The organism is Flavobacterium kingsejongi (genome assembly GCF_003076475.1).
In the GTDB taxonomy this organism is placed as follows: Bacteria; Bacteroidota; Bacteroidia; order Flavobacteriales; family Flavobacteriaceae; genus Flavobacterium; species Flavobacterium kingsejongi.
Genome location: NZ_CP020919.1, coordinates 1,216,235 through 1,230,460 on the forward strand (window position 1 = coordinate 1,216,235; position 14,226 = coordinate 1,230,460).

Here is a 14,226-nt window from a genome sequence, read left to right on the forward strand (position 1 = left end):
TTTTTAGCTTAGACTAATTATAAGTTTAGTTGTTTAGTAATTTATACAGGGTTTTGGCTTTTACAAGACCATTAAAACGGGCCTGCACCTGAAACTGTGAATCAAGGATTACAAGGGTAGGATAGGACAACTGCCCTTTATTATTTCCCAACAGATAGGCCAGTTCGTGTAAGGAAGTATTGCCATTGGTAATAGAGTTGTATTTTTTACCATTGAAAATAATTGCTTCTTTCGTTTCTGCATTGAGTTCGAGATAATAATACTGATTTGCCAAAAGATGCTGCAAAGGCTTATGGGAATCGAATTGTTTCGATTGCATTTTACAGATGTTACACCAATCCGTGCGTAGGGCAATAACAACAGGCCTTGGGTCTGTTTTCATATTTTGTTCCAGCGACTCAAATGAAATTGCCTGAGCCAGGAGCATACAGGGTAGCAATAGCAGTAAGCCGAGGATTGATTTTTTCATTAGTATAAAGTATAACGAACACCAAGGAACATCCGGGCACCCTGAAGCTGTGCATAGTTGTAAGCAGTATCGAAAGTATAGTGGTTGGGATTTCCTATTGGGTCATTCACATGGTTGTTAAACGGGTCAAAAGCTCTGATGAGGGCATATTTTGGAACAAAATCCAGTATGTTTTTTACCCCGCCATAGACTTCAAATCCACGATCAAATTTCTTGGTCACCTGTATGTTTGCAATAGTAAACCAGGGAGAATATTCCGGGCGGTAATCGTTGGCCAAAATCGGTAATCGCATGGGGCCGCTCCAGGTTCCGGTGAAGTCTACGCTGAAATCTTTCGGAAGGCTGTAGCTGATGAGGTAATTACCCGACCATTTTGGTGCATGCAGCTGTTGGGTTCTGCCTACTGTTCCCAGATCATCTTTTTCTTCCGTATACACATCCATGTATGTTCCGCCCAACATGATTTTTAATGGGAAGTCAAAGGTGATCTCCGTATTTAGTGATATCCCACTGGAAATTGCGTGTCCATCGAGGTTGTCATAAATGATTTTAGACGGATCGGTATCAAAGTCACCAACGATTTTATTGGTGAAATAAGAATAGAATCCGGTGGCATCCACTTGGAGCACAAACGATGATGTTGGGATTTTTAAGTTATAATTCAGGTTGCTGTTGTAGGATCTTTCGGGATTCAGGGCATTGGCGATGATCACTTCCCTCGCGCCTGTTAAAGCAGAGTGGTCTTCTGTAAATAAATTAACAACACGGAAACCGGTACCGAAACTGGCACGGATAGCGTTATTGGCATTGGGGGATAATTTATAGGCAATACGCGGCGAATGAATCCCGCCATGATGTTTATCATAGTCAAAACGATAGCCTGCCAATAAAGTGTTTTTAGGATTAATAGCCCATTCATCCTGAATAAATATACCCGGAAGTGGGGTATCCATCGGTTGGTTGGTCAGGCCATCGGCAGAAAGGGTACCGGGAGTATTGTCATCATATTGAGTAAAGCGGAATGTGGCTCCCAACAACAGATTGTGTGAAGGAGTGAGCTGCTTGTCCCAATATCCTTGTACAAATGCTACTTGCTGTCTGGCTTTGAAAGGCGTAGCGCCATACCACGAATTCTGATCGTGCCAGTTGTATGAAAATTGGGTAAATATTTTTTCAGCGATCGGAAGCTGGTACATGCCAATCACTTCGGTACGCATGGTGTAAATACTTTCGCCATATACCTGGTCACTTCCCCTCATGTTGGGCCTAAAGTTCATCTCTCCGCCCCAACGGTCTTCATAAACATAACGGGTAGCCAGGCTGGCCACACGGTTTTCTTTTCTTTCGAAGCTCCATTTATTAAATACCGAAATACGATTTTGTAGGGTGACATCCGTAAAATTATCATTGTTTTTATCCAGAGGATTCTGATAATTAAAGTAATTCATACCCAGAATTCCTGTTGTTGTTCCGGTTTTAAACTTTACCGAAGCATCCACATTGTATTCTTCCCAGCTGGTGCAAAAAACATCCAGACTCACCAAAGGAGCATTCTTCGGGTTTTTAGTAATTACATTAATGATCCCGCCCATCGATTCGGAACCATAAAGAGACGATGCGGGACCTTTAACGACTTCTACCCGTTCGATCAGGCTGTTGGGAATCCCGCTCAGACCATATACCGTGGAAAGAGAGCTTACGATGGGCATTCCGTCAATGAGGATCATGGTATAGGGGCCTTCCATTCCGTTGATATGGATGTCTCCCGTATTGCAAACGTTACAATTGAGCTGCGGTTTTACACCGTTAATCATTCCAACTGCTTCAAAAAGATTAGGTGTTGGGTTTTTCTTGAAAAATTTAGGGGTAAAGACTTCTACCGGAACCGGACTCGTACTTCGGCTGACTTCCCGCATGGTTCCGGTAACGACAACTTCCTCCAAAGCCGATTCATCCTGTAGCAGTTGGATATCGAATGCTTTTACAGCAATAGTATCTATGACGATTTTGCTATTGTGGTTTTTAAAACCAATGGCACTTACCTGGATTTGATAGCTTCCCATAGGAATATCGGTAAGGTTATAATAGCCTTCGGTATCGGATTGTGTAGACATTCCCATCTTTATAAGGGTAATGTTAGCAAAGGAAACGGGCTGGTTTTTATAGCGTATGTGCCCGGAAATACTGCCATTCTGGGCCATTATTATTTGCGATAGCAACAGGAAAATAAAGAGTAGAGTTCTGTGAATCATAGTTTTTCAGGTATAATTAGCCTAACAAAAGTATAAATTTAGACAAGACTAAAAAATATTTTATAGCTTTTATTTTTTTTATTTTAGTCTTGTATGATTGTCTTGCTTTTAATTTATAATCCTTATTTTTGAGGAAAATGTGCTGCGTAGGTAATGAAACATTATGATTATATTTTTATTGGTTCAGGATTAGCTGCACTAATGACATTACACCAAATGGTGTTATCGGGTAAATTTACAGAGAATAGTATTCTTGTAATTGACCCGGATACCAAACAACAAAATGACAGAACCTGGTGCTTTTGGGAAAAAGCCAACGGTGCTTGGGATTCCATCGTCTATCGAAAATGGGAACATGCGATTTTTGCCAGTCCAGATTACCGTCGTACGCTGGACTTTACGCCTTATGCCTATAAGATGGTACGCGGGTTGGATTTTTACACCTATGTTTTGGAGATCCTTTCTAAAGTTCCTGGCATTACCTTTTTGAATGAAAGCGTAGAAGACTATAATGAATCGGATGACTGGGTGATTGTACAAACCACAAACCAGGTCTACAGCTGCAGTAAAGCTTTTTGTAGTATTTACAAACCAGCGCCTGTCTTAGGTCAAAAAAAGTATCCTGTATTGCAACAACATTTTATGGGGTGGGTTATACAGTCAGATGTTGCTGTTTTTGATCCGGCAAAACCGGTATTCATGGATTTTTCCATTCCACAATCGGGGAATACCCGTTTTATGTATGTCTTACCTTTTTCCAAAACAGAAGCCCTCATAGAATATACACTCTTTTCGGAGAAATTACTGCCACATGAAAGTTATGAAGAAGCCCTTCGGGAGTATATCGCCCAATTGGGAATCGAAGACTACCGTATTCTCGATAGAGAGCAGGCAAGTATCCCGATGACCAGTTATCCTTTTTGGAAAAGGAATACTAAGAACATTCTCCACATTGGTACAGCCGGAGGATGGACGAAAGCCAGTACAGGGTTTACTTTTAAAAATGCCGACAAGAAATCAAAGGCATTGGTAGCGTTTCTACAGACAAATAATGATTTTAGGGAATTCTACAGAAGGGATAAGTTTTGGTTTTATGATCTTTTACTGTTGGATATTTTGGATCGTACCAATGAAAAAGGAGCCTTAATCTTTTCGACACTCTTTCAGAAAGGCAATCCTGCATTAATCCTAAAATTCCTCGATGAAGATACTTCACTATGGGAAGATCTACAGGTAACCTCAAAATGCCCCAAATCACTTTTTTTAGCAGCCCTTTTCCGAAGATTATTTGGAAGGCGCGCATAACAAGTCACGACGATTTTTATTAAAAAAGTAAGAATATACTTTCTTTATGTTTTTTTATTACGGCTATTTATGTGTTTTCCTGTCTTGATTTTTTTATCACTTTTATAAGGGAACCCTAAAGGATACCTACAGCGAGTTAAAGGATGTGTAATCAAAATGTTAATAAAAAATAGGACTCGTATTTTCTGACCTTTTTGTTATAAAAATAGCTTAACAGTGTTGTTGTTTTTGTAATTAACTGTTTTTCATTGCTTTAAAAATTACTTTTCACTTATTATTCGTAATCATTTTTAATATTTAGGCAGAGACAATAAATTTGTATTGTTTTTATTCAGTCTAAATAATATAAGAATTATGAGATTACTTTACACATTTATGATCCTTTTGGCGGTCAATTGGAGTAGTGTTGCCCAAACAGGAACATTAAAAGGCACAATTACCGATGAAAAAAATAATCCGGTACAGGATGTGAATATTGTACTGCCAGAAATAAACGTTTCTGTCACGTCTGATGTTTCGGGAAATTATGTTTTAGAAAATCTTACCTACGGAAAATATATGATTCGTATTGGTATGGTAGGTTTTACAACTCAAACAGTCACCGTAAAAATTGACAAACCGATTACCGTTCTGAACAAATCCATTATGGTAGAAAATAGTGAACTGGATCAGGTTGAGGTATTCGGTGTGCGGAACAAACAGCCAGATAAGCTACAAAACCTGACGCGTCTTCCGTTGAAACCAAGTGAACAAATCCAGAGTATTTCAGTAATTTCTGAAAAAGTAATAGAACAGCAGGGTGCGCTTACGATTACTGAGGCAACACGTAACGTTCCGGGAGTATATGCTTTTGCATCTTACGGAAACAAAAGAGAAAGTATGGGTTCCAGAGGTTACCGTGGGATTCCAATCCTGAAAAATGGAGTACGTGTAAATTCAGATTTTCGGGGTATAGGTATTATTACCGATGCTGCGGGAATTGACAATATTCAGGTATTAAAAGGAGTGGCAGCCATCACACAAGGAGTGGCAACCGATATCGGTAGCCCGGGTGGTGTAATTAATATCGTTACCAAAACGCCAAAATTCCACTCCGGCGGAAGTGTTTCAATGCGTGCGGGAAGCTGGGGATTCATGAGGCCACAGTTTGATGTGTATGGCCCTATAGATGACAATGAGAAAATAGCATTCCGTATTAATGGGGCTTATGAAACAAAAGACAGTTACAGAAGCCAGGTTTCTGGCGAACGTTTGTATGTCAATCCATCGCTGGCATGGAGAGCCAATGATAAAACCACCATTACGGTAGAAATGGATTACCTGGATGACAGCAGGACACCCGATGTAGGAACCATCAATCTTGCCGGGAATGATACGTATGCCATCTATAACCTTCCGAACAATCAGTTTTTAGGATTCAATTCCGATCGTACCATCACACAAAATGCTACTTATTCGGTGCGTTTGGATCGGAAGATCAATGATGTTTTCTCTGTAAAAGCTTCTTATTTTAAATCCGATCTTGATATTGATGACCGTGGTGCGGTGTTGGCCGGAGCAGGATCACAATACAATCTGAGAAAAAGGAGCTATAATGAAAGTACACGTAAAGATATGAATGAAGTGCTGCAACTGGATTTAGTAGCGCAGGATTTACAGACAGGGTCGATTAAACATACTTTCCAGATTGGAATGGATTATAATAAAAATAGTGTTTCAACCACCAGCGGATCATCTGCTACATTGGATACCATTAATGTATTCGCCCCGATTAATAATGATCTTTCCAGCACTAATGCAGCTTTAGGAGCCTTGACCATTGCAGGATCTACTTCCCGCGGATTGGGTCTTTTGGCCCAGGGCGTAACCACCTGGAACCGATGGGTAAAAACCTTTGTAGGAGTACGCTATAGTTCGGTAGAAACTACTGAAATCACCACGTTAGGCGTTAATAAAAGCGATGCCTGGAATCCACTTGGAGGAATTATGATCACGCCTATTAAAAATGTCAACTTTTTTGCCTCCTATACCAACAGTTCCAATCCAAGATCGGCGACACGCAGGGATGTCAACGGAAGTGAACTGGGGAATGAACGATGGGATCAGTTGGAAGCAGGATGGAAAACATCATGGATCAATGACCGTTTGCGTTTTAATGTGACCTTCTTTAAAATCAACAATAAAGACATGAACCTTCCAACGTATGATGAAAACTGGGTAGCAACAGGGTATTTCCAAAAAGGAGGAAATGACCAACGCCAGGGAATCGAAGCAGAACTTTCCGGACGAATTTTACCGAACCTGGAAGTGATTACAGGATATTCGTATATCGATGCAAAATATAAAGAACATACGTCGTATGTGTACAATTCATCACCGTTAAATACACCGAAACATACATTCAATGCCTGGGCAAATTATACATTTGTAAATAATGACCTGGAAGGATTGTCATTGGCAGCGGGAGTGTATTATATTGGTGACCGTCCGATGAATGACTGGTCTTCAGGACCGGTAACCCATGAAGGAATTATTCCGGGGCAAAAGCCTTTTGATATGAAAGCCTATACCGTTGTAAACTTTCAGGCCGGTTATGCGATCAACAGGCATTGGGATGTTCGTGTGCTGGTCAATAATGTATTTGATGAAATGGGTTACAATGCTTACAGGACATCCTATATCAACCAGATAGATCCTGTAAATTACGCAGGGGTACTGACGTACCGCTTCTAAGAATTTGATTTAGAAATGTGAACGGTTTTTCGGCTTGGCCGGAAGGCCGTTTTTCCGGTTTATAAAAAATCTGCATCGTTGCACCATTTATTTAAAGTAAATTACCTGTCATGAAAAAGAAACAAGGCTACACATTTCGTAAATTTATTAATGACGCACATCTCTGGTTAGGAATAGCAAGTGCTATTGTCTTGTTTTTCGTATGCCTGAGCGGGACCTTATATGTGTTTCATGCTGAAGTCGATACCTGGTTGGAACCACAGAAGTTCCACATCGAGAAAATTGGTACTGCGAAAGCAGATCCGGAAATCCTGATTGCCAAAACACAAAAGGAAACAAAAGGAAAAGTAACCCGTATTACCATCCATGAAGATGCGTACCAGCCGTATGAACTCCAGGTCAGTAAAGGAAAAGAGGACAAGCGTGGAGAGACCTATTATGTGAATCCATACAATCAGGAGATCCTGGGGAATGGTAAAGGGCCTGCATCGGAGTTTTTCCGGTTTATGTTTAAGATGCACCGATGGCTGACCTTTGACGAGGCTATTGGACGGCCGATAGTAGGCATTGCTACTCTAATCTTTGTAGTGCTCAGTATCACCGGAATCGTATTATGGTTCCCTAAAAAAATCAAAGGTTTTAAAAGCCTTAAACCTGGTCTGGTGATTAAGCGGAAAGCCAACTGGAAACGAATCAATCATGACCTGCACAATACGTTGGGTTTTTATACTTGTATTATCATCCTGATCATGGCCTTTACCGGACTATGCTGGTCGTTTGAGTGGTATAAAGACGGTTTAAGTTCCGTGCTGGGATCTAAGGTTTTTGCACAACGAGGTGAGAAAAAGCCCCATTCAACGGTAGTACCTAATGCAAAAGCACTAACAATTTCTGAATTCCGGATACTTGCTGACAGCCTGCTTCCCTATAAAGGAAAAACAGTAATCTCGATCCCGAAATCGGTGGAAGATGCTGTAGAGATTACCAAATATGAAGCGGATGCTTTTAATGAGGCTTCGAATGACCGTTATAGTGTAGACCAGTTTACTGGTGCAGTATTGAAAAAGGATATTTTTGCAGATAAAAAATTGGGTGAAAAGATTGCTTCTCAAATCAAGCCGATCCATACCGGGGATATCTTCGGGCTTTTTTCTAAAATTATCTATTTCATTGTCTGCCTGATTGCTACAAGCCTTCCCATCACGGGTATTATTATCTGGATCAATAAACTTCGTAAACCGAAGAAAAAGAAAAAGGTTATCGTATGATAACAAATCTTTATAATCATAGAATTATAAATGATACGAAATCTTGTTATCTTTGCGGGGATATAACTTTGCAGTAATGCAACTAAACAAAAGATTATGTATCCAGAAGAAATGGTAAAACCAATGCGTGCTGAGCTTTCAGACGCTGGTTTCGAAGAATTATATACTGCAGGGGCTGTTGAAAATGCAATAGCAAAACCGGGTACCACATTAGTAGTTGTAAACTCTGTTTGTGGGTGTGCTGCAAGAAATGCACGTCCAGGAGCAAAAATGAGTTTGGATAACAGTAAAAAACCAGACCATATGGTTACTGTTTTTGCTGGTGTTGACAAAGAAGCTGTTGATGCTGCCCGAGGATTTATGTTCCCTTTTCCCCCTTCTTCGCCATGTTTGGCACTTTTCAAAGATGGAGAATTGGTTCATATGCTGGAACGTCACCATATCGAAGGACGTCCTGCTGAACTGATTGCAGAAAACCTTAAAGATGCATACGCTGAATTCTGCTAATTAAAGCCGATTCAAAAGTACAAAACCACGCTTCCTGCGTGGTTTTTTTTATGCCCTGATGTTAGGTGATAGCCTAGGTAAATTGGAGTAGGGTGACACTCTGGTTTCTGAACTGATTGCTATTTGCGGCAGCGGATTAAAGACCTTTTTGAATTGTGGGATCGAAAGCGGTGGCTTTGCGTAAGACTGCACTCTTTTCATGCAGATCGGGAATATATTCCTATTGTTTATCTTTCGGTTAGGCTATCCTTTCAATCCGGTTATTTTCTTTTTCTATAGGAGTGAATGAAATGACTGCAGCCTGTAATCCCTTTGCTATAGCGGCCTGAGCGGTTTCGATAGGGTAATATTCTTTTTCGATAGCGTGGATTTATGTTTCGATAAAGCCAGGTTTTCTGTCGATGAAATATGATACAGCTTCGATAAGGTATTATTTTCTATCGATAGGCACCTATTGAGTCTCGATACACTCGGGTTCTTTGTAGATACGTTGGGATTAAGTTTCGATAAGGTGGTGTTCTTTGCCGATATACTATGGTAAGGGTTCGGTAGGATACTATTCGCTATCGATAGGTTCGGGTTGGTTTTCGATAGGGTAAGATACCATATGGATTATATTGCATTCCGTTTCGATATAGTATGTTTATTGGTTGATGTGAGGTGTTTGTTTACCGATCCATTATGATAAAGATCCTTCTTGTGTTGCTCTTTTTATAAAGACCATACAGTTCATGGCTTTCAGTTCATTTGAAATGATATGCAGGTATTTTAATAGCTATAAGTGGTGTTGCATAACGGAATGTATGATTTACTCATTAAGATATTTGTCTAATTCGAGATACAATTTGTTTCCTTCATTAGGATGGGGGGCATTATGATTGACAAGTTCCCCTTTTTTATTGTAAATCAAATAAGTAGGGATAGCACTGTTGGCAAGTTTATTAGTGCCCGTCTTATTCATTTTAGAAGTCATCAGATTGTATTTATCCCCTGAAATCCCTATTTTTCCAGAAGCTTTTTTCCATGCTTTTTCATCGAGTTCAATTGACAAGTATACAAGAACGATATCCTTCCCATCATATTTTTGATGGATATTTGGAATTTTTTTCATTTCCTTTAAACAAGGCTTACACCAACTTGCCCAATAATCTACAAGGATAACTTTTCCTTTATTTTGAGCAATAATAGTTTCTAAAGATAATTTTTCCTGTCCATAAAATGGTACGGAATATGCTACCATTAATAGTAGTAAGAATCGTATTTTCATAGTTTATTTTTCAAATTCAACTTCCATTTGGAGATCACAATCCAACGACTCCCATTCCATGATTAGTTCGTTATTGTCTGTAGTTCTTAAAAGATAGGATTTTTGTTTGCTGGCAGCATCATGAAATTTAGCCCTCACAGTAGGGACAGCAGGTATTTGACCTTGTGAAGAGTTGACATATTCTGTTTTATAATCAGCCCTGTCTAAAACTTCAAAAACAATAAAAACACCTTCTTTGGGTATTTGTATTTTTTCTGATGCAACATCAATGATGACCCATTTTTTTCTATCGCTTTTTTTTATGATTTTACTTTTGTAGATTATTGTATCCGGTAGCATTGTTATGGTATCAACACTATAGATATTGGCTTTGAAAGGAAGGTACTTCATGTTTTTAACTCCCAGAATATCTACTAATTCGTACTTCAGGTATTGAATGTTTTTCGAGGCAAACTGTTCTTCATAAGGAATGTATAGCGATGCCCTATCTTTATAAACAAAGTTAATGGAATAATCCATGAGGTGTTTTAAAACAGATATCCCAAAATTATTTTTAATTTTATTTTTTTCAACCTTTACTTCTTGGAGATTATGATTCAGCGGGGTAAGAAAAAAAGTAGTAGCAGAATTGATAAGGATGGTGTCTTTATAGTTGAGGTGTGTCACTTTTAGAAACCGGAATTTCGGGTCTGAATTTACTGCTCCTTTGATGTTAGAGATATATGTTACAGTATCATTGGTATTGAAATATTTTACACTAACATCCTGGATCGGCTCCTTTGTTGCCAAGTCCAAAAAATAGGTGGCGCTTCTAAGGTTGTTATCTTGTGAATAACAATTGTTATAGATTACAGACAATAATGCAATGATGTATAGTTTATTCATGAATAAGAGATATGCGGTTTTTCAATACTGAAAAACCGCATTTTTATTTAGTTCAATTAGCAGTCCGCTTCAATCGTAGTATGGCCTGTTGTGATACCTAAAAATGATTTCTCACAAGTGAAATAGCATTTCATAGCAACAGGCACCAGTTCTCCAGCATTCGGACCGGCTGTAGTGCCTGGTTGATATATAAAGTGCTCGCTGCCTATTTGGCCCACACAGTTTCTAATACCACCATTAATACTCTTTTGTTGTGTTTTACTTAAAACCTGAATACCTTCTAAATTTAGTACATCTTTTAACATAATCTCAATGTTTAATTTATTAATTACCCAAACGGTTTAAGTCAGCCGGGCTTCTGACTACTCTTGCAAGAATATTATGAACTCCAAACCATCATCATGGATAAGGTGCCGAAATGAGACCCATTTAATGCAATAACTAATGTTCTGTTAGGGGAATGAGAAGAATTACTGATTATATCCTAAAGATATAGCAAAAGAGACAATAATAAATGCGTGTTGTATTTTAAAATCTCAAATGGTGAATATTAAAAACATTTTTTTAGTTAATAGTCAAATGCTTGCGTAGGTGTGTTTACTAATCGTAAATAATAGTAACCACTTTAATGTAGAATTCTAAATAGGTATTTGTTGGTAATAGCTAACCAGTACAAAACAATATGTTGCATAAAAAAGCAAAGGCTCTTTTATAACCGTTGTTGAAACGTATAGCCCAATTCTGAAATCACTTTTTGGCTATCGATTGTTTTCCCTTTTGAAGGTACGTCATTTTCAAATTCAGGTAACGGCAGTTGCAACTCCTTGGCTTTTTGAGTGTAATATTCCTTGCGGGAGGGATGGTGAGGAGCTGCCGCATTGAAAGTGGTATTCCAGCTTTCTTTAGCGATAATTTGCTGCAAAATCCCAATACAGTCGTCCTGATGGATTAGATTGATGGGAGCATCCGGATCTTTGATGCCTGTTTTACCGGAGAGGAACTTTACCGGATGCCGGTCTTCACCGATTAATCCTGCAAAGCGGACTACGGTCGTGTTGAAGCCGGGATCGTTCTGCAATAGTTTTTCGGCTTCCAATAATTGGATGCCGGAATCAGTTTCCGGTTGTGCGAGGGTAGTGACTGTAACTGTAGTATTATCATCGGCATAGACCGAAGTAGAGCTGATGAAAATTACATTAGTAATAGATGCGCTTTTTATTTCGGGAATAAGATGCGCTATTTTGGGCACAAAATTTTCCTTTACGGCTCCGCGTAACTTTGGGGGAATATCAATGAGGAGTGTTTCAACACCTTCAAGGAATGCGGTTATAGCGCCTTCATTTCCGTCGGCTCCCAGTGTAATCTGGAAGGGTATAATGCCTGCAGCTTCCAATATGGGGAGTTTTGCAGGGGTAGTGGTGGATCCTTTAATTCGGTATCCTTGTGTTATAAGCTGTTGTGCTAATGGGAATCCCAGCCAGCCACAGCCCAGTATTGCGATCGTTTTCATTTAAAGCCTTTTTTGACGAGCATACAATATCCATCTTCGAGGAGCAGGTAGCCCTGATCGTACAGGAAATAATAGGTATGCCCGTTTTTTGTATTTAAAATTGCGGTGATATGGTCAAAATCGAATCCTCTACTGGTCAATTGAGTCCGTGTTACCCTTGTTTTTCCACCTTCATTCAGTGCTATTAAAATCCGGTAATTTTTCCGAAGTTTATTATTGGTGTTCCGCATTAAATTGGTGCTGTCTTTGTTCACTTTGTTGTTGAACGCATTACGGCAGCCATCACTACAGAATTTCTTGTCTTCACGACCTATAATCTTTCCCTCACATTCCGGACACAATTTTTCCATGCTTTTCGTTTTTAGAATCCTATGTTTTTTTGTTTCGGGGTAGTCAGTTGGGTGGTTGGTTTCCGGAGATTATTTCAGTTTCCGGATTTTATACAAATCGTTCCGACGGTCTTTTAAGATGCGGACGCTTCCAAATTCGTGTAACTGGCGCAGTAAATCGAGATCTACATCGACAATCAGGGTCATCTCGGTATTAGGGGTGGCTTCAGCTTTGATTCCGTTGGATGGGAAGGCAAAATCGGAAGGGGTGAATACTGCCGCCTGGGCATATTGGATATCCATATTATTTACTTTAGGTAAATTTCCTACACAGCCGGTGATAGCAACATAACATTCGTTTTCGATCGCTCTTGCCTGTGCACAATGTTTGACGCGCGTATAACCATTTTGGGTGTCTGTAAGGAAAGGCACAAAGAGGATGTCCATCCCTTCGTCGGCCATCAGTCGTGATAATTCAGGAAATTCCACATCATAACAAATCATAATACCGATTTTACCACAATCGGTATCAAAGGTCCTGATTTCGGATCCGCCGATCATTCCCCAATACTGTACTTCGTTAGGGGTGATATGAATTTTGGTATACATCTCATAGGTACCATCCCTTTTACAAAGGAACCCTACATTGTAGAGGTTCCCATCTTCCAGGTGCGGCATGCTTCCTGTGATGATATTGATATTATACGAAATGGCAAATTCCTGGAATCGTTTTCGGATGGGTTCGGAATAGCGGGCGATCTCCCGGATGGCATCGGCTTCTGACAGGTGGTTAAAATCCGCCATCAATGGAGCGATGAATAATTCGGGGAAAACGGCAAAGTCACTTCCATATCCGGAAACGACATCGATAAAAAATTCTGCCTGCTCAAAGAGGGCTTCGACATTGGCCAATGGCCGCATTTGCCATTGTACCAATCCTAATCGGATTACCGTCTTCCGGGTGTTAATCAGTTTTGGGCTTTTGTCGTAATAGATGTTATTCCACTCTAACAGCACAGCATATTCGTGGGAGCTTTTATCCCCTTCGAGGTAATTTTTCATGACCTTGATCACGTGGAAATCGTTGCTGATCTGGAAGGATAATACCGGATCGTAGGCTTCTTTCAACCGGACCTTATCGATATATTGTTTCGGGGTCATTTCCTCTGAAAACTCATTGTAATTTGGAATCCTTCCGGCAAAAATAATCGACTTCAGGTTCAGCTGCTCACAGAGTTCCTTACGGGCATCATAGAGTCGTCTTCCCAATCGGAGGCCACGGTATTCGGGATCGATAAAAACATCAATGCCATACAGCACCTCTCCATTGGGATCATGGGTAGAAAACGTATAATTTCCGGTTATTTTTTCATAGGTATGATTGGAAGTCGCCTTTTTATAATCGACAATCAGCGAAAGGGCAGAACCCACCACTTTGTCATCGACCAGGATGACCAGCTGGCCTTCGGGGAAGATGGCGAGCAGATTTTCAATTTCTTCTTCTTTCCAGTAGGGCTCGTCCATTTCACAATAGGCTTTGACCATGGAATTTTTGAGCTGTTTATAATCTTCAATTTTTAAATTCCGAAGCTCAACTTTATTAATTTCAGTCTGCATAAATCGTTCTTTTTTGTTAAAGGTAGGAAATATCTTTTCCGTTTGCAAACGGTTACAAACAACTACAAACGATCTTAAATGTTT

12 protein-coding genes are annotated in these 14,226 nt (G+C 39.7%); 4 read left to right on the top strand and 8 right to left on the bottom strand.

Going from position 1 to position 14,226, the window contains the following annotated elements; all coding sequences use genetic code 11:
* Positions 1-25: 25 nt before the first annotated feature.
* Positions 26-469 (bottom strand): thioredoxin family protein, encoded by a 444-nt coding sequence (locus FK004_RS05035; protein ID WP_108736286.1) that lies wholly within the window; start codon positions 467-469, stop codon positions 26-28.
* On the bottom strand, positions 469-2,721 hold the full coding sequence (locus FK004_RS05040) for a TonB-dependent receptor (RefSeq protein WP_108736287.1): 2,253 nt from the start codon (positions 2,719-2,721) through the stop codon (positions 469-471). Before FK004_RS05040 ends, FK004_RS05035 begins: the two co-directional genes overlap by 1 nt.
* 153 nt (positions 2,722-2,874) lie before the next feature.
* Here FK004_RS05040 and FK004_RS05045 point away from each other — a divergent pair, with 153 nt between their 5' ends.
* The 4 genes from FK004_RS05045 to FK004_RS05060 all read left to right on the top strand — a co-directional run bounded on the left by FK004_RS05045 (position 2,875) and on the right by FK004_RS05060 (position 8,534).
* Complete coding sequence (locus FK004_RS05045; protein ID WP_108736288.1) at positions 2,875-4,026, top strand: lycopene cyclase family protein; 1,152 nt, start codon at positions 2,875-2,877, stop codon at positions 4,024-4,026.
* Between the two features lie 354 nt (positions 4,027-4,380).
* A complete protein-coding gene (locus FK004_RS05050) occupies positions 4,381-6,759 on the top strand; it encodes a TonB-dependent receptor (RefSeq protein ID WP_108736289.1) in 2,379 nt (792 codons plus the stop codon).
* A 110-nt stretch (positions 6,760-6,869) separates the two neighbouring features.
* Positions 6,870-8,027 carry a PepSY-associated TM helix domain-containing protein gene (locus FK004_RS05055; protein ID WP_108736290.1) on the top strand — a complete coding sequence of 386 codons (1,158 nt, stop codon included), beginning with the start codon at positions 6,870-6,872 and terminating at the stop codon, positions 8,025-8,027.
* Between the two features lie 96 nt (positions 8,028-8,123).
* On the top strand, positions 8,124-8,534 hold the full coding sequence (locus tag FK004_RS05060; protein ID WP_108736291.1) for a BrxA/BrxB family bacilliredoxin: 411 nt from the start codon (positions 8,124-8,126) through the stop codon (positions 8,532-8,534).
* A gap of 808 nt (positions 8,535-9,342) precedes the next feature.
* Here the strand turns inward: FK004_RS05060 and FK004_RS05065 are convergent.
* The 6 genes from FK004_RS05065 to FK004_RS05090 form a co-directional block, all read right to left on the bottom strand.
* Positions 9,343-9,801, bottom strand: coding sequence for a TlpA family protein disulfide reductase (locus tag FK004_RS05065; RefSeq protein ID WP_108736292.1), 459 nt, complete (start codon positions 9,799-9,801; stop codon positions 9,343-9,345).
* Positions 9,802-9,804: 3 nt separating this feature from the next.
* Positions 9,805-10,686: a hypothetical protein gene (locus FK004_RS05070; protein ID WP_108736293.1), complete on the bottom strand. Its 882-nt coding sequence runs from the start codon at positions 10,684-10,686 to the stop codon at positions 9,805-9,807.
* Between the two features lie 56 nt (positions 10,687-10,742).
* Positions 10,743-10,991: a hypothetical protein gene (locus FK004_RS05075; RefSeq protein WP_108736294.1), complete on the bottom strand. Its 249-nt coding sequence runs from the start codon at positions 10,989-10,991 to the stop codon at positions 10,743-10,745.
* 404 nt (positions 10,992-11,395) lie between these two features.
* Positions 11,396-12,196, bottom strand: coding sequence for an SDR family oxidoreductase (locus FK004_RS05080; RefSeq protein WP_108736295.1), 801 nt, complete (start codon positions 12,194-12,196; stop codon positions 11,396-11,398).
* Positions 12,193-12,546 (bottom strand): DNA gyrase inhibitor YacG, encoded by a 354-nt coding sequence (locus FK004_RS05085; RefSeq protein ID WP_108736296.1) that lies wholly within the window; start codon positions 12,544-12,546, stop codon positions 12,193-12,195. Before FK004_RS05085 ends, FK004_RS05080 begins: the two co-directional genes overlap by 4 nt.
* 69 nt (positions 12,547-12,615) lie before the next feature.
* A complete protein-coding gene (locus FK004_RS05090) occupies positions 12,616-14,142 on the bottom strand; it encodes a bifunctional GNAT family N-acetyltransferase/carbon-nitrogen hydrolase family protein (protein WP_108738754.1) in 1,527 nt (508 codons plus the stop codon).
* Between the last annotated feature and the right edge of the window lie 84 nt (positions 14,143-14,226).